Origin of the sequence: Coraliomargarita algicola, assembly GCF_033878955.1 — a bacterium.
Taxonomy (GTDB): Bacteria; Verrucomicrobiota; Verrucomicrobiia; order Opitutales; family Coraliomargaritaceae; genus Thalassobacterium; species Thalassobacterium algicola.
On the sequence record NZ_CP138858.1, the window covers coordinates 4,722,817 to 4,740,537 of the forward strand.

A 17,721-nucleotide genomic window follows, 5' to 3' on the forward strand; every position below is an offset into this window, starting at 1 on the left:
TTTGAAAATCTGACGAGCCGCCAACAAGTTGGCAGTATTCAGTATGCGGGTGGTGAGCTGAAGTTTGACATCGCAGGGAAGCAAAAGATGCGTGCTGCACTGCTTGGTATCGAAGCTCCTCAAACGGGACAGATCTACGATTGGACGCTCGACTACCAGCTGAAACAGCCCAGACAAGAACCTGTGGCTCAGCAATGGGACATGGACTATTTGTATGCACCTAAGGTCGACGGCACACCCGATTGGGATCAGGTTCCGGCTATTGAAATGACCAATCTGTATCGTCCGGTTAGTTTGCAAAAGCAGACCCCTGGCGGGCATCCGGGTGATATCGAAGCGCAGTTTCAAGTCGCATGGGACGAGGAGAACTTCTATCTACGCGTTGAAGCGGAGGACGATATTTTTAACGTGAATTATGAACCTTTCTGGGCTTCGTCCGTCGCCCAAAAGGGGCACTTGTATCAACTCGACGGTTGCTTGGAAGTTTACTTCGATTGCGCGGCCAACGGACGCGTCAATAATGCAGGACTGGATCTGGATGACTACCGTTACGACTTCAGCGCGAGTCATGCATCTGGAGACAGCGGGCCTGCGTTGGTTTGCCGCTTCCGGGAAGTATTCTTGGAGTATGCCGGCGGCACAGAATTCCCGACCAAGGAAGAAGCCGCACGTGGTATCGAGGCAGAGTTCACACGTATTTCGGAGACACGTTATGCTTATACGATCACTTTCGCTCGTAAGTATATTCTACCGATGAAGCTGGAGGCTGGTTCTCAAGTGGGCTTTGGTATGTATCTGCACGATCGGATGGATGACGGCACTTTTGGTAACAAGGGCTTGAGTCTCGCCACGGAAGAGGGGGCGCATGTGAATGAGAACCCACAACTTTGGCCGATCATGATGCTTGCTGAGTAGATGGTCACGAGTCTGATTCGCGATTCAACGAAACAATGGAGGTCCTTTTAGAAGTATGAAGAACTATCTCTACAGCCTAATTCTTTGCCTATTGGCTCAGATCGTCTCTGCGCAAACTTACCGCTTCGAAATCTATCAGAGTCATGCGGATGGTATTTATCAGGCCGGGGAGCCCATCGTTTTTAAAGTGCGCATGTTGGAAGATGGCGAAGCGATTACGGATAAAGGCTTCCGCTGTATTCTCTATCACAATCGCAAGGAAGTGGCTCGCGAGGATTTTTTCACCGCGGATCTGGTGGAATACACGACTCAGTTGGAGGCGCCTGGATGGTGTCAGCTGACTGTGGTCGGGATCAGTGCCGAAGGTAAACCGCTCTATCACGAGGTCGGCGGTCGCAGGCAGCAAGCGCTCGGGTATTCGGGCGCGGTGGTCGATCCACTGGAGATGAAGCCGGGCTTGGCAGAACCTGATGATTTTGATGCTTTTTGGGCTCAGGAGAAAGCGAAGTTGCAAGCAATCCCGCTGCTGGCCAAGCGAACACTTGTGCCGGATGTGCACGCGAGTTTTCAGATCGAGTATGTCGAAGTTCCCGTGGGCAGCGGATTTCGTCCCGTCAATGCCACACTCAAAATACCAGCCAATGCGCAAGCGAAGTCACTGCCGATTTTTGTCCATGTGCATGGGGCGGGGGTGCATTTGCCAAAGACGAATTTGGCTTGGCAACCACCTGTGCCTAAAGAGTCCTCGGTGAAGGGGCCTGTCATTTTTATGAATTTAAATGCGCATGGCCTTCCCAACGATCAGCCGCAGGAATTCTATACCGCACTGAGAGAGGGAGCGTTGAAAGACTATCCATATCAAAATATTGATGATCCCGACCGCTACTATATGAAGGGCGTGATCCTTCGTTTGATGCGGGCCTTGGAATTTATGAAGACCTTACCTGAGTGGGATGGACAGAATGTCATCGTATCCGGCGGAAGCCAGGGAGGTGCACAAGCGCTCATCGCGGCAGGGCTGGATACTGACGTGAGCTTTATATATGCAGACGTGCCTGCCATGTGTGATTTTGGTGGCCCCGTGGTGGGGCATGCTCCCGGTTGGCCGCGGCCCTATGAGGGGCATGAGGACGGGACTTATCGATTGACACTGGCAAGCCCGAGCCAGGAGCAGACTGTAGGTGTCGAAGACATTGTGCACCTCGGATATTTTGATGCGGCTAATTTTGCCTGTCGTATTCGCGCCCAAGCGGTCTTACGCACAGGAGGTTGGGATGGAGTTTGCCCGCCAACGGGGGTCTTTGCCGCCTACAATAATATTCCGACTGAGAATAAATCAATTCAGTTTGCTCCGCAGGGCGGGCATACGCGTGGCAATTATAAAGCCGATCAGGAACAGGACTTGGCCTTATACATCGGAGATCGCAAGCAGCCTTCGATCAGCGTGGAATAGCCTTACTCGGAGACGCAAAACCTATGTTTACCGTGGGCCCAGCGGCAGCTTGAGCGGATTGCTTGGGGGCGCTTCGCCTCTTCGCTGCAGTTGCGGAGCGTCGCAACGCAAATTATTTTATAAAATATTAGCCTTCACTGTGTCCGTGTTCTCATTCTACTGTTTAGGTTTCTACTTATGCATCGCATCTTATTTTTATGTATGGGCAATATTTGTCGTTCACCAGCAGGGCATTGTGTCTTGCAGCATTTGGTGGACGAGGCTGGCCTAACAGATCATTTCGAAATTGAATCCGCCGGTACCACCGGTTTTCATGTGGGCGCTCCGCCTGATTCACGTATGCAACAGGTTATGCGTGAACGGGGGATTCCAGTCATCGGGCGATCCCGGCAACTGGAAGCTGAGGATCTTGAATATTATGATCTAATTCTAGCGATGGATCAGGACAATTTCGACGGTGCACGTTACTTGGACCGGCGCGGGCAGTATGGGGATAAGATTAAGCTCTTTTGTGAATATTGCACGGAGCATGATGAACGTGAAGTGCCCGACCCATATTATGGTGGTGATCGAGGCTTCGATCATGTCATGGATCTGATTGAGGATGGTTGTCGAAATCTGCTAAAGGAGCTTTCCGCTCTATAGGCTAGAGATCAATCCGGCAAGCAACACATTTAGCAAGCCTGCGAGAATCATGATCAGGCTGGCGACGACGCCTTCTTCCTGTCCTATTTCGCGGGCTTTGGCGACGCCGGCTCCATGGGCTCCCATGCCGAAGAGGGCGCCGCGAGCGAAGCTGGAGCGGATCGGTAAGAAACAGAGTAAGCTTTCTCCAATGGCAGCTCCAAATAATCCCGTGATTGCTGTGAAGATTGCAGTTAATTCCGGTACGCCGCCGATTCGAGAGGATGCTTCCATGGCCAAGGGGGTCGTGACCGAGCGAGGCAGTAGACTTGCTCGGATTTCCGGGGAAAAGTGAAAAAATGCGGCGAGCCCCCAGCAAGTGGCAAATGCAAGAAGACTGCCGACTGCAACGCCTATACACAGGAGTAACCAATGCTTTTGGATTAAGGCTTGTTGCCGATAGATCGGAATCGCAAATGCGACCGTTGCGGGGCCTAGCAGCCAAATCATCCAATTGGTGCCAAGCAAATATTCCCGATAATTGGCATGTAGGGCGAGGATTAGTATGCCGCAGCCTGCCCAAGTCACTAGCATCGGTGAACTCCACCAGCGCCCGTATGTACGATGTAATTTTTGCGAGCTTAGATAGATCGTGAGTGTGCAGGCGCACCAGAAGCTGCCTTGAATGATTTCAATCATTACGTAAACGAAATCCAATTTCCACCACACAAGCGGTTCCGCACATGACTGCGAGCGTGCTTATAAAGACTACTATGAGTAGTTTGACGCCGAGCATGCTGAACAAGTCCGGGCGATTGACTAAGGCCAGCATGGCAGGCACGAAAAAAAGCATCAAGTGCTGGAGTAAATCATTGGCACCATGCTCGACCCAAGTCGCGGGTAACATGCGACGGTTCAATAAAAACCAAAGTAATAATAGCCCAACTAAGCTTCCTGGTATGGGCCAGTTTAGTTTCGCCGTGAATTGCTGTGCAAGCCAACAGAATAGGGCTAGGGCGATCACCTGTATCCCGCGCTGCTGGATGGAGACACTCTGATGTGTGGCTGCGGAAACTGTTTCTATCATCTTCATTGATCTAGCGATTATAACATGCTTATTGCTATTCTATAAATGAATTGATGGAATGATTGTTATTCTTCATTGGAATGATTATGGAACTTCGGCATTTAGAATATTTTGTATCTGTTGTACGTTTGGGAAGCTTCACAGCTGCGGCCAAAGCGTTGGGGACGACTCAGCCCACAGTCAGCAAGGCGTTGTCGATCTTGGAACATGAATGTGGTGCGCGGCTACTGGATCGTTTAAGCGAGGGCGTCAAGGTGACTGATCTGGGCGAGGTCGTGCTACGGCGGGCGACTGCGATGCTTGCTGAGAGAGAATATCTGCAGGCTGAAATTGCGGCGCACAAAGGTTTAGTGACGGGGCACTTGCGTCTGGGGCTGCCTGCATTGGGCAGTAGTGTGTTATTTGCGCCCTTGGTGGCTGCTTATCGCCAGCGATACCCCGGGATCGAGATCGATCTGCATGAGCAGGGCAGCCGTCGACTGGAAGAGATGGTGCGATCAGGCCAAATCGAAATGGGGGCCACTCTGGCTCCGGTGCCGTCTGATTTTGAGTGGCAAGCAGTCGTGGATGAGCCGATGCTGGCATTATTGCCGCGGGGGCATCCATTGGCAGGGCGGCGTGCTGTCAAATTTGATGAGCTGGTTTCGAGTCCATTCATCACATTTGAAGAGGGCTTTGTGCTGAATGTGATATTGGCCAAAGCTTGTCGTGCACGCAACGTTACCTTAAATGTGGCGGCACGTGGAGCGCATGCTGATTTTATCATCGCTTTGGTGGCCGCGGGCTTGGGCGTCTCTTTGCTGCCACGTGTGGAGGTCGAGTCGCGCGGTCAGCTTTCTGTGTTCACTGCACTGATCGACGAACCGGATTTACGTTGGCGCCTTGGTTTGATGTGGCGTCGTTCATTGCCGCTCTCGCCGGCCGCGTCCCGCTGGTTGGATCTTGTCAATGAATCGCCCCTAGCTCGACTATGAGGTTTGGGCATTTTGAGTTTCGTCTCTTTTGCTTGGACTACAGGGCTCATCGGGATGGTCAGAGACTGTGTGTCGATCAACTTGTTGCCTTAGTCTCTATCGTTTCAGTTCTATTGCCAGGCTCAATAATTTAGAGCTCATGCGTATGTTGAGCCTTTCCGCTTGTTTGCAATTTATCTTAAAACGCAGACGGTTATTCGTTGTTACGAACTGGATGAGCCCACCTGATTCCAGAAATCCGGCTTCTTCTCCGATGAGAACGATTTGTTCTTTCTCGGAGAGCTGCACGAGCTCGGGCCACAGCGCTTGCATACCGCGGGGAATAAATAGCAGATCGACTTGTTTGATCGCCTCCTTTTGTTTGAAATCGGTGACGGTGATGGGTTTGCCGTGCTCTTTGTATTTCCTTGCTGTGCAGATTGCATTTATTTTAGCAACTACGCTCGCGGAGTTCATTACGCCAATCCGGTGCCCTTTGCTGTTCGTGTGATCCCACTCAATAAACTCCAGAAAGTTGACCAAGTAACCTGCTTTCAGGTTTTCTTCTTGGACGGTTTGAGCATGTAGACCCCAGGGAAGTATCGCCAAGAGTGCACAAATGCAGAGCTGGAGTTGGAGTGTGCGTATCATTCGTATGAGCGTCTGATCGCTTAGAATAGATAGGTGAGCTCTAGGTAGAATTCACGCTTTTGTTCTGAATTGTCGCCAATATAGTCTAAGAGCACGTTTTCTGCGGTGCTGCTATCCAGTAGGTTACGTCCGACTAGAGAGAGTTCGAGTTGCTCGGTGGGAGTCCAGGTGAGGCGTGCGTCCAATTGTAGGATATTATCTTGCTCGACGTTTATATCGCTGGGGCCGTATGAGCTGGTATAGCGGAGGCCTAAATCGGTGCGCCAATTATCATTGAGCTGACCAGCCAATAAGATTGAGGCGATGTGCTGAGGGGATTGCTCAGACATCAAGCTATACAGTATATAGTTATAAGTCGCTGCAAAGGGATCTATGGAGTCAGTGGTGCTTAGTTGTTGGTAGTCCGTTTGTAGGTAGGCGTAGGCGAGTGTTGCCTGCCAGTGCTTCGAGAGCACGTGTGTGTAATGTAGGTCCAAGCCGTATGTATCTGCGTTGGCGATGTTGTCTGATTGTATCTGTATACGCAGATAGGGATCGGCGGGGGCGTTTTCGATACTGTAGCCGCGGTAGCTTTGTCCGATTAGGCCTCGGTATCGATTGAAGAAAGCGCTGGCGCCGAATTCGTTGCCAGATTCGAAGTTGTGGCGGTAGCCTAGTTCGATTGTTTGGATGTCTTCATTTTCGGGGATATCTTCATTATACCATTGGATTTGCAAATTGCTGACCGCGTGGATCCCGAACGGGTCGATTGCATTTAACCCGTTGTTGAGTGTTTCTCCATAGGCGACCAGCGAATTAAGCGGTCGGCTGGAACGACTGTAGCTGAGCCATATGCGGTCTTGGGAAGAGGGGCGGTAGAGCAGACTGATGGAGGGGGACCATTCGATTGTTTGGCCGAGTGTTTCGTAGCGTACGGAGAGCGCAGTGGTCAGTTCCAGTTTGTCTTCGATTAAGGGCTTGGTCCATTGAACGCCTAAGTGAGCATTGGAGTCGAACGGTACCTCGTCGGAGAATGTGACTGAGTAGCTGTTATTGAAATGAATCTGGCTGGCGGTGATGCCGCCAGTGAGCACAAGCTCGTGCCCATTCGCAAGCTGGCTGCGGCTACTTGCTTCGACGCCCCATACATTTTGATAAAAGGATGCGTAGGCAGCAGAAAAATCAGCGTAGGCGTACCAGGCTTGGATGGAAATGCCCTCGTCGTCGCTAAACTGGCGTATCCATTTGCTCTGCAAATTGAGTCCGAGCTCTTCTTTGTCGTTACTGCGAACGAGCCCTTTGTTGGTGAGCATGTCTTCTTCGCTGGTGGGGTGGGCGCCGCTGTAGCCTAAGTCGGATCCGTGCACATTCGCGGTGAAGCTGAGCAGGTCTTCGGAGGTCCAACGCGTGTCATAGCGCATGCCGGCGCGGAATGTTTGCCAGTCATCACCACCGATTCCTTCGAAATTACTCTCGCTGCGGTCTTGGTATTTCGCATAGACACGGGCGGCCGATTTTTCGTCGATACTCCATCCTGTACGCGTTTCTACTGCGCGATTCTGGGTGCCGATGCGCGCTTGCACGTAGCTCCCTAAAGTTTCGAAGGCGGTTTTCATGACCACGTTGACCGTTCCATTGCCCCCGTTGTTGTTCCAAAGAATGCCTCCCGGGCCATATACGACTTCCACGGAAGCCATGTCTGCAAAGTTCAGGTCATGTTGACTGCCGGATAGCCCAGAAAAAATGGAGGCGTCCACGCTTTGACCATCGACTGTAAAAGGCACGCGACCGAACCAATTTGAATTCATGCCGTGGATGCCGATGCCCCAACTGCCATTGGTCGGGCGCACTACGTGAACGCCGGGTGCATACCGCAGCATTTCCGGGATTGAATCGACCGGGAGGGAATTGATGGCGTCCTCATCGAATACATATGAGTTTACCGGAGCATCAAAGAGTCGGGATGCCTGTTTGGCGGAAACGACGACGGGGGCATTGGCCAGCTCCTCTAGGCTCCATTCGGCGATCTCGCCTGACAAACTATTGAGAAAACATACACTGAATACGATGGCTATGGGCGTGGTAAATGGAATCGGGCTGCTGTTCAAATTACTCCTTTCTAGGGGGCGTCAGTATGATAATATGCGGGAATGCCATTACATGTATTGCCATTCGTTATAGGCCAATCAGGGCATGGTAAATGAATAAGTCGAACTCCTTATTCATTCGCGCGAATTTTACATATTATGGTGTGAAACTCTACTGGTAGGACGGGCTGATGGGAGAGTGTGGTACGAGGTGCATTTGATGCACTGTATGTTTGATTGGATGCGATCTCTGCCTGTTTGTCTAAGAATGTGAGGGAGTGGATTATTAGTGTCGTACTATATTGCGCCCCGTGTCACTTATTCTTGCAATTAAGATGATTTTCGCTACCCAGCTAGGTATTAAACCCTAATTATTGTTTAATGTTTAAGCGCTATTACAGTTAGAACAGCCATGAGACAGTGCATGCAAATTCTATTTCTGTGCCTATTGTTGCCTGTATGGCTCTGTGGGGCGCTGCTGCCTGGGGATTTTGGAGTGGTTCAAATTTCCCAAGACCAAGTTACGATTCTCGCGCTAAAGTCGATTCCGGCAAATGAGCAGATTCAAGTGCGCGATCAGTTCTGGTCTCATGGTAGGTTTACGGGAACTGGGAGTGGTGGCAGTTTTTCGCTGACTCGGCAATTAAAGGCGGGGGACACGTATTCGATCGATTTGTCTGATTTGGGCATTTCATTCGATTGGGGAGAGACGCTGCACTTTTATCAAGACAACACGGCTCCGAACATGCCAAAGCATCGTCACCTGTTTATGGTGGAGGCAAATCAGTCAGGATTGCGTTGGCATGCGACACCACCTGGATTGGAGCTGGACCTCACTCATATCATCATACGGGAGATCAGTGGCTATGATGATGAAATCAATCATGTATATAATAGTGGTTTACTCGATCTCGTTAATTTAAACCTGACGCCATATCGATGGCTGCGTGCATTGGGTAGTTTTCGTTCATGGATTCATGCGGATCAGCTTGTAGATCTGCCCTTGCTCGATTTGTTGCAGCTCAAATTCTTAGTTCTACCAAGCCCGGGGACGATTGAGTTCATGGCGGATGCCTATCACCTCAAGGAGGGAGATGATAAAATATCGATTCCAGTTCGGCGCCTTTATGGCAATTCTGGCAGTGCGAGCGTGCAAATCGAAAGCACTACTATCGTTGAGCCGCTCTATGAATGGGAAAATAAGTCGGTCGATAATTTCTATGCGGATTTAACTGACGCGGCCTATTCGCCGAAATTAGGTTATGCGATTGCAGTGAGTCCAGACAGTGGCAGTCTTTTATTGGGACGTGCCACCGGTTGGCAGGCGGTGGATACCAATGGGGACCCGCAAACAAATTTAGGGCTGAGCAGTATCACATATGATGGCGAGCGCTTTTGGGCATGCTCTCTAAGTGGTCGCATCTATAAATCGGCGAACGGTATCGATTGGACGCTGGAATATATGCCGTCGGGGACTCAAACCAGTTTCTATCGCATTGTTTTCCTAAAAGAGGCTAAAGTGCTGGGGAAGCCGTCAATGATCGCGCTCGGTAGCGAAGGACAGATACTTTATCAAGATCCCAGCGATGGATGGCAACTGTCCTCGACTGACTCCAGTCATGCCAGTCTGTTTTCGGTCGCATTTGATGGGCAGACTTATGTCGCCGTGGGGGGCGGGGGCACGATTCTCTTGAGCCAGGACCTGTCTCGAAAGTGGGAGGCTGTCAGCAGTTCGATCGCACTGGATCTGTATGGTATTTATTATTCCAGCGCTAGCTCGGGAGGCGGATTTTATGCCGTCGGCCAATTCGGTACTATGTTGTATGCGCAAGACTTAGTGGGTGGTTTCAGCGCGATCGAGTCCGGGACGACGCAGACGCTTTTCTCGATGCAAAGCGTTGCCCTGGAGGTCGATTCCGATACCGGACAGACGGCGAATTTTCTGGTGGCCTGCGGTGCCGGAGGTACCGTCACTGCTGCCAAAGATGGCAGTAATTTCGCTCTACGTCGCTCGATCCACCGTGCATCAGCGCTCTACTCGATTATACCCATTGTGTCTGCATCCGCTGTAAAAGCCGACGCACTCATCGCAATCGGTGAGGACGGAGCCATAGTCGAAATGAGCACCAATAGTCATCCTCTTTCTGGTAATCCTGAGCAAATTCTACTCAACGACGCGGCCAGTTCGACCTTAGAGTGGTCAAACCTGGATAATTCTGAAAAATATGTCGAGGTGCAGGCACGCTCCGTAGATAAGTTCCGGCAGCGCACGGATCTGTTGCTACAGCAGCCTATCAATAGCGGTAACTATCGTCTCGGACGGCATCGGACACAGGTTAATTTGATGGATGCGGTCGATTCTCAAGTGCAACTTGCGCCTAACTTCGGCCCGCTTCTGTATATGACAGACATGCGTGTCGAAATTAACAGCGCGGATCAATGGGAGTTCAAATTCATACTCGGGAATACTTCCAATAGGGAGTCGGGGCGTCTATTTTTACGCTTTGAAGATACCAATATGCCGGATTGGGAAATACCTACCTCTCTATTGCCTGGCAATGGCGACGGGATTGCTGCTTTGAGTGTGAGTGGCGACATTGTTAAAGTGCTGTCGCAACCAGTCGAAACTGTCAGCCTTTACGAAGGATTTCGGTCTGGCGAGTCCGTGCTTAAATACAAAATGATCGTTAACAGTTTGTGGGCCTCGCCGGAGTGGTCGCCCAACGATATTTTTCCACGCTCTCTGGGGATTTACTTGCTGGATAATGGTAGCCTGCTGGACCCCGGCATTCCGGGCATTGCAGACATTCTCGATCTTACCGGTGGCATTATCGACGATATCATCGATCTTCCGCTGCCATTTGGTTTATTGACCCAAGATGACAGTTTGAGTCTCGTTTCTCCATCCACTACTGCCCGGTCCTCGATTCTGCCACTCGCTTCGTACTCGATGAACTCGTATTCCTCGGCTAGCACTAGTTCTGGTGGCTCTACGTTTAGCGATGGTGTGCCGACGCCATCGCGCAATGCCCCTGGCGATCCAGAGCTCATTTTAACCGATACCGATACTCAGGGGCCGACAGGTATGGAGTTGCGTGCCTCTTACACCTTCTTCCTAGAGGGCGATTTTTACAATACAGGCACCGGACTGAACGAAGTCTATACGATTAATACTGTGGATTGGTCGCTCAGTGAAGATGCTGAAGCCGCTGAAGGCCTGAGTATCGATGCTGACGGCAGCTTTACTGCGAGTCCCAATCCGTCGTTTTCTTATCCTCGTGAAATTTCGACCGACTCTATGACGACTGAGGGCGCACCGCTCGACGATAAGGGAGAACCGATTGAATTTACGGATAGCCAGATCGTGACTCTCACGCGCGCATCCAGTGATCTCAATTATTCCGATTGGATTGCCGGGATTTCCTCACTTACAGGGGATGAGGCACTGAGCGATGCCGACCCGGATCTGGACGGTCAAACCAATCTACTTGAGTTTGCTCTCGATCGTGATCCTGAGAGTTCGGACCAGAGTGCCGTATTAATATTCACTCACGATGCGACGAGTTCGATTTCGACCTTCGAGTTCACGCTACCCAATGACCGCGCCGAACTGGTCTATACGCTCGAGACGACGACCGATCTGTCTGCAAATCCAGTAGTTTGGACACAGCAGTCATTGACACTCTCTGCAGATCTCGGCAGCTCCGAAACGTGGGAAGCGAGCATACGTAATTCTGGGCAAATCTTCGGCCGACTACGCGTCGAAGAGGACACACCTTAACTTTTCGCAGCTACCACCCGCCGCACGCCTCTCACTCTCATGCTACCACGAATCGCCCGATATTTTGTGCCTCGAAAGCGCAATTGGCAGTGGCTTATTCAGGTTCCGCTTGGTTTCTTGTTCGTCTTTTTCGTCGGCATCGCTTGCACACAGTGGGCACCTGCGAATTATTTTGAGCGTAAAAGTCATGATTTGTTTCACGTGTTTGAATGGTTTGACGAAGGTCACCCCGTTTATCCCTTGGAGGATTTTTTAATCATCTATGTGGATGATCTTTCGCAAAAAGAATTGCAGCAACCCTGGGATCGCCCCTGGGATCGCAAGCTGCATGCGGATCTATTACATAAGATCCGACAAGATGAGCCACAGCTGGTTTTCTATGATATGGTGTTCGATATGCCCAGTTCCGATGCTGAGGCAGATGCAGATTTCGAGGCGGAGATTGCCGCTTGTGGCAAGGTGGTACTGGGAGCGAGTAATCAGCGTTATTATTTCCCCGGCAATGCGGAGCCAGCCGAGCAACTCTTTGTGCCTTATGCGCCGTTTCGTCGCGCCGCCGCCGCATGGGGTGTTGTGCAAAAGCACTATGACTATGCTGACAATGGCCTGCGTTGGATGCACCGCGTGCATGGTGATGATCGTTTTAAGCCGGCTTTTTGGAATGCCGCTCAATTAATCGCGCCTGAGATTGTGGCCACCGCCGGGCCCGTCGAGCAACCACGTTGGGTGCGTTTATTCGGCCCGTCCTCCACGATTCCTAATTTGAGTTTCTACACTGCGCTGCTAGACGAGCAAATCAGCTTCAAAAACAAGCTGGTATTCATTGGTGCACGCCACTCAGTCGCCATGCCCGGAGCGGGGCGCGACGTCTATCGATCACCTTACCTCAGAGATTCCGAAGGGGAGATGACTGGTGTGGAAATGCAGGCCACCATGGTGCGTAACTTACTCACCGAGTCGTGGTTCGACTGGGCCGATCACGGCACATTGTTGGCTATCGTACTAATTAGCACACTGCTGCTCACGCTCATTGTGAACACACTTGGTGCACGGCTCTCTCTCGTCGGCTGTCTTTGTTTTATTCTCTGTAGTGCGATCTTTTCGATCTGGTGGATTCACTCTCAAGGTATTTTCTTTGCGTGGTTGGTGCCTGCTTTTGTGCAAGCGCCGGTGGCCTTCGGTTATTCTGCAATCTGCAATTATTGCTTCTTGGAGCGCAAGCGGAACCGCTTGAAACGTATCTTCGCCTCCTATCTATCGCCAGTCATGGTGGAGCGTATCGCCGATGCTGAAGAAGAGCCGCAACTCGGAGGTGAAGAGGCGAATATCACGCCATTCTTTAGCGATGTGGCCGATTACTCGAAATTCTCCGAGCTGTTGTCTCCGATGGATCTGACTCAGTTGATGAATGAGTATCTCGGAGCGATGACCGATGTCTTGCAGGACGAAGGGGGGACACTTGATAAGTATGTGGGGGATGCGATTGTCGCAATCTTCGGCGCACCGTTACACACCGCCGATCACGCTTATAAAGCATGTCGCTCCGCAGTACGTATGCAGCAAGTGCAAGAGGAATTGCGACAACGATGGTCCCAGGATAAAGGGCGCTGGCCTGAGACTGTCTGCCAGATGCGAACTCGTATTGGACTGAATACTGGTCACGCGGTGGTCGGCAACATGGGATCTACCATCCGTTTCAACTACAGCATGAGTGGTGATTCGGTCAACCTCGCGGCTCGCTGTGAGTCGAGCGCAAAGCACTTTGGCGTTTATACCATGGTGACCCAAGCCACTCGGGACGCCGCCTCTGAAATTGAAAACCACGGCCTAGTCTTTCGGCGGATTAACCGTTGCACTGTGCTTGGCCGCAAAGAGCCTGTTACTTTTTATGAGTTGATGGGCTTCGAAGCAGATATGTCCGACAGGCAACTTCAGTGCCGTGAATATTATGAGCACGCACTGGCTGCTTATCTACGACGAGACTGGGCGCGGGCGGTTGAATATTTGAATCAGTCCATCCCATTAGAGCGCTTTCAGGCTCGGAGTGAACCCCATATAATGCTCAATCCTAGCCTGCTTCTGATGCAAACATGTCAGAATTACATGAACCAAGCTCCCCCGGTTGATTGGGATGGAGTCTATAATCTACCTTCCAAATGAGACGCATCTTCTTTTCCAAAATACTCTTAAGCCTCTTCTTTGGTATTCAATGGGCGAGTGCCGCATTGCAGGCCAGTGAGGCGATTGAGCTGATCAGTGTTGAAAATTTGGTTGAGGTGCAGCGCAGTCATTCCGCGACCTGGACAGCCGTTGAAGCTGGCATATTACTGGCTGATGGAGATCGTGTGCGCACTGGCGAATTCAGCCGAGCGGCCTTGCGCTATCCGTCCGGGAATATTATCCGTTTGAATGAATTTTCTACCATTCGCTTGGCAGCAGCGCGCACGGGCGATGGGCAAAAAGAAACGGCTCTGGAACTGAAGAAAGGTGCCTTGTATTTTTTCAGTCGTCGCCCTGAAAGCGAGTCGGATATTCAAACCGCGGCAGTTAATGCTGCCATTCGTGGCACTGAGTTCGAGCTGCGTGTTCACGCAGACCAAAGCACGGAACTTTCGCTTTTTGATGGTGCAGTTGACCTCAGTAATGCAGCTGGTGCCCTCTCTTTAGTCCAAGGTGAAAGCGCATTGACGCAGGTGGGGCATGCACCGGTGAAAGTCCCTATGATCGATGCCAGTCGCTACATGCAGTGGTATCTTTATTATCCGGGCGTGTTGGATACACGTGAATTGTTGCTCGATGCTAGTTACAGTGCATCTGTCGCCGCTTATCGGGCAGGGGATTTGTTAGCGGCGCTCGCAAGTCTTCCCTCACAGGTCGAACCAACACTGACGGCTGACACACGAGTCTATCGGGCGGCAATTATACTTGCCTCCGGGCAAGTCGATCAAGCTGCGGATTATTTACGAGACCTTGAGCATTCGCAAGCGGCTGCGCTGCTAGAGCTGATCCGCACCGTTCAAGGCAGCCGAGTAGATGTCATGGCGTTATCGGCAGCCCAATCTGCCAGTGATTGGCTGGTGCGCTCGTATACCTTGCAAGCGAATGGAGACCTCGAAGGCGCGCGTGCTGCGGCAGCTCGCGCCACTGAACTATATCCAGAGTTTGGATACGCATGGGCCCGCTTGGCGCGATTGCACTTTGGTTTTGGCGATACGACAGCCATGCGAGCCGCGTTGTCGTATGCAGAGCGTTATAATTCTTCAAACCCCGAGGTGTATACTTTGCAGGGCTTTAGGCTGGCTGCAGATGGACAGGCTTCATTGGCGGAAGCGCAGTTTCTCCACGCGGTTAATTTGGCTCCGAACTATTCTGATGCCTGGTTAGGTTTGGCTTTAGTTCGTTTTAATCAAGGGCAAGAGTTAGCCGCTCTGCAAGACATGTTGGCGGCCGCGGCACTGCAGCCCAATCAGTCCTTGCTGCGCAGCTATCTCGCCAAAGGATTTGCGGAAAGCCATCAAGTCCCACTCCCGCTGTTACGGGCGCAATCAGATGACTTCATTGAAAAGTCCCTCCAGGAACTGGAATTGGCCAAACAACTTGATCCCGGTGATCCGACTCCTTGGCTGTATGCCGCCCTGATTAAGCGCGACACACTGCGTTTCAACGAAGCAGTCCGTGACCTGCAACGCTCTGTCAGTAAGAATCATAACCGTGGCTTATTTCGCTCCAATTCTTTGATCGATGAAGACCTTGCTGTGCGCCGCTCCAATTTGGCTGACATTTATCAACAAGCGGGCCTTCCGACGCAAGCGCTCGCCGAAGCAGGAAAGGCGGTGCAAGCCGACTACACCAACTTCGCGGCACACGATTTTCTGGCGCGCGTTTACCGCGAAGGTTTTGATACCACGCGTATCAACCAGCGCAACGACACCGCGTTGAACAACGAATTCTTCTTGCGTAATGCCTTGGCCCCGGTGGGGGCGGGCATTGCTTCGCAGCGCGTGTCCAATCAAGAATATAGCTCCTTGTTTAATCAACTGGGGCATCAAGGCACCGTCGAGGGCTCATTCGACTCACGCGGACGCTACGCGCTCAGGACCTATCAAGCGTATCAAGGCGGTAACTACGAAATTGCACTCGAATTACAACGCGAAGAATGGGACACAGTCTTTTACAACGACGACTTCGAAAGTCGCTCTGCCTTATTGCACTTCAAATTCGAGCCCACGCTCAAAGACCGCTTTTATAGCGTACTCATTCTGAACGATAGTGAGCAGGGGGACTTGACTGTCGGCCCAGACCCAGATGCGCTCAACAGTGCCGTGCGTCCGTATACGATTGTGGGGGACCATGTGGTATTTACCCCTACTAGCATCGGTGGTTATCCAGTCAATGGGAGCTATGGCAGAGACCCGGATTTCCGTATCGAGCAGTCGCAGGAGCCGCTGCTGTTTAACACCTATGCACGCAAGTGGAATGACCAAAACCTCTCGCTCTTGCTGTATGGTTGGACCGATACTAGCAACGTCGCCTCCGACCCGCTCCTTCCGCTAGGCGTCACCAACCTCAGTGGCATTCCCATTACCCAGAAAATCTACGATATTTCCTATCTAAATGAGCAAGCGTTTGAGTTACACAGCTTTGAAGCGCAGCACATCTGGAAGGGGGACCAGAGCCAGGTAATCGCAGGTGCGCGTTTGCAGTTCGGTGAGTTTGAAGACGACATCACCATGCGGGCGGCGATTAATAGCAATATTCCAGCGTCTCTTTTATCCACTCTTGTGCCTTATGCTGTCGATACCGATGGCACAGGCAAAAGCGCCGAGGACTTCGAGCGCATCGCAGTTTACAGTCAGTTCAGCCATGTGTTTTCCAACTCTTTAACTGTCGTGGCGGGCTTGAAGTATGACAGTATCCTCTATCCGGACGGTCTTCAATCGCTTCCACGCACCGTTCAGAGTCAATCAGAGTCGCAACTTTCCCCGCAGCTAGGCTTCATCTGGCAAGTCAGCCCCGATTGGCTGTTGCGCGGAGCTTATGCGCGTTCGATGAGCGGTTATCGCATCGAAGACCGCATACGCTTGGAACCGTCCAATATTGCAGGCCTCACCACGGCCTACACTTCAATTGCCCCCAGTCAGGTGACTTCGGGCTGGGCAGGGGGCACCATCGATACTCTGACGCTGGCGCTGAACGGCGAGCTCGCGCATGACACTTTTCTGTCCCTTGATTTAAGCTATGGACAATTTGAAGCCCAGCGCACGCTCGGTCGATTCACCGAGACCACGCTGGCGTCTTTTGCCAATTCCCCCGGCGATCTCACTATTGCTGAGATGGACCAACGGCTCGATTACGATGAAATGAGCTTCACTGCCCGTGTCGATCATCTCTTAAGTAGCCGCACCAGCGTGGGCGTCAGCTTTAGCTGGCAATTCGCGCAGATTGATGAGCAGCTGCGAAATGACTTCGGCCTTGATCAGACATCGGCCTATCTCGACGACACCAGTGCCACTTTATATACTGGCAGTCTCTACGCGCGCTACCAGCATACGAATGGATGGTTTGGGGGCGCCGACCTTCAATACTGGGTCCAGCAAAGTCATTCGATCGCTCCAGAGATCGCAGATACCTATGCGCCCAATGTAAACTTTAGTTTCGGCTATCGCTTACAGCAGCAACGCGGTGAAATTACCTTCAGCATTCTAAACCTCACGGACGAAGAATACGAATTGAATCCGGTCAATAACTACAACGAGCCGCCTCACGAGCGCACATTCGTCATTCAAACCCGCTTCAGCTTCTAAAAAAATGAAACAGTAGATCTAATCTCATCTGGTGACTTGCCAGATTCTAGATATGTCTATTGGAAAGCAACTATGTCAAAAATACGCCAGATCGACTACACGACGCCTCGCACACTCGTCTCTTACAGTGGCAAGCGCACTGTTCGTTTGACGGGGGAGGAGAATCGTTACAAGTTTTCCGGTGTCCTGATTGCCGGAGAAGAGGACGAGTTTGCAAAGATTGGCGATGAGCGCAAAGATTGGCAAAAGAGCGCCTTTCCCTTGCCATGGACCGATTCCCCGGATGTGGTAGAGCCGGAATTGTAATATTTATCTTGCTCTGCGCTTGACACTCGCTCTGCAAACACCTTTTTTCCTCGCTTTTCCCAATTTCCGGCCATCTCGCCG

General features: G+C 51.5%; 12 protein-coding genes. 8 read left to right on the forward strand and 4 right to left on the reverse strand.

Features of this window, described 5'->3' with window-relative positions; translation table 11 throughout:
• Positions 1–267 precede the first annotated feature (267 nt).
• From SH580_RS19390 to SH580_RS19400, 3 genes are all read left to right on the forward strand, one after another.
• Positions 268–915 carry a sugar-binding protein gene (locus tag SH580_RS19390; RefSeq protein ID WP_319835026.1) on the forward strand — a complete coding sequence of 216 codons (648 nt, stop codon included), beginning with the start codon at positions 268–270 and terminating at the stop codon, positions 913–915.
• A 55-nt stretch (positions 916–970) separates the two neighbouring features.
• A complete protein-coding gene (locus tag SH580_RS19395) occupies positions 971–2,368 on the forward strand; it encodes an acetylxylan esterase (RefSeq protein WP_319832465.1) in 1,398 nt (465 codons plus the stop codon).
• Positions 2,369–2,545: 177 nt separating this feature from the next.
• Entirely contained in the window at positions 2,546–3,013 is a 468-nt protein-coding gene (locus tag SH580_RS19400; protein WP_319832466.1) for a low molecular weight protein-tyrosine-phosphatase, read from the forward strand.
• Here the strand turns inward: SH580_RS19400 and SH580_RS19405 are convergent.
• Positions 3,008–3,691 (reverse strand): LrgB family protein, encoded by a 684-nt coding sequence (locus SH580_RS19405; RefSeq protein ID WP_319832467.1) that lies wholly within the window; start codon positions 3,689–3,691, stop codon positions 3,008–3,010. The genes SH580_RS19400 and SH580_RS19405 overlap by 6 nt on opposite strands.
• Positions 3,684–4,079 carry a CidA/LrgA family protein gene (locus SH580_RS19410; RefSeq protein ID WP_319832468.1) on the reverse strand — a complete coding sequence of 132 codons (396 nt, stop codon included), beginning with the start codon at positions 4,077–4,079 and terminating at the stop codon, positions 3,684–3,686. The genes SH580_RS19405 and SH580_RS19410 overlap by 8 nt, the downstream gene beginning before the upstream one ends.
• Before the next feature lie 86 nt (positions 4,080–4,165).
• Here SH580_RS19410 and SH580_RS19415 point away from each other — a divergent pair, with 86 nt between their 5' ends.
• Positions 4,166–5,053 (forward strand): LysR family transcriptional regulator, encoded by an 888-nt coding sequence (locus tag SH580_RS19415; RefSeq protein WP_319832469.1) that lies wholly within the window; start codon positions 4,166–4,168, stop codon positions 5,051–5,053.
• 96 nt (positions 5,054–5,149) lie between these two features.
• Here SH580_RS19415 and SH580_RS19420 read toward each other — a convergent pair whose 3' ends face one another.
• Together SH580_RS19420 and SH580_RS19425 are read right to left on the reverse strand one after the other, a co-directional pair.
• Complete coding sequence (locus SH580_RS19420) at positions 5,150–5,683, reverse strand: YfiR family protein (protein ID WP_319832470.1); 534 nt, start codon at positions 5,681–5,683, stop codon at positions 5,150–5,152.
• 20 nt (positions 5,684–5,703) lie between these two features.
• Entirely contained in the window at positions 5,704–7,770 is a 2,067-nt protein-coding gene (locus tag SH580_RS19425) for a TonB-dependent receptor plug domain-containing protein (protein WP_319832471.1), read from the reverse strand.
• A 403-nt stretch (positions 7,771–8,173) separates the two neighbouring features.
• Here SH580_RS19425 and SH580_RS19430 point away from each other — a divergent pair, with 403 nt between their 5' ends.
• From SH580_RS19430 to SH580_RS19445, 4 genes are all read left to right on the forward strand, one after another.
• On the forward strand, positions 8,174–11,530 hold the full coding sequence (locus SH580_RS19430) for a WD40/YVTN/BNR-like repeat-containing protein (protein WP_319832472.1): 3,357 nt from the start codon (positions 8,174–8,176) through the stop codon (positions 11,528–11,530).
• Between the two features lie 39 nt (positions 11,531–11,569).
• Positions 11,570–13,690: a CHASE2 domain-containing protein gene (locus SH580_RS19435; protein ID WP_319832473.1), complete on the forward strand. Its 2,121-nt coding sequence runs from the start codon at positions 11,570–11,572 to the stop codon at positions 13,688–13,690.
• A complete protein-coding gene (locus SH580_RS19440; RefSeq protein ID WP_319832474.1) occupies positions 13,687–17,334 on the forward strand; it encodes a TonB-dependent receptor domain-containing protein in 3,648 nt (1,215 codons plus the stop codon). Before SH580_RS19435 ends, SH580_RS19440 begins: the two co-directional genes overlap by 4 nt.
• A 72-nt stretch (positions 17,335–17,406) precedes the next feature.
• Entirely contained in the window at positions 17,407–17,640 is a 234-nt protein-coding gene (locus SH580_RS19445; RefSeq protein ID WP_319832475.1) for a hypothetical protein, read from the forward strand.
• The last annotated feature ends 81 nt before the right edge of the window (positions 17,641–17,721 follow it).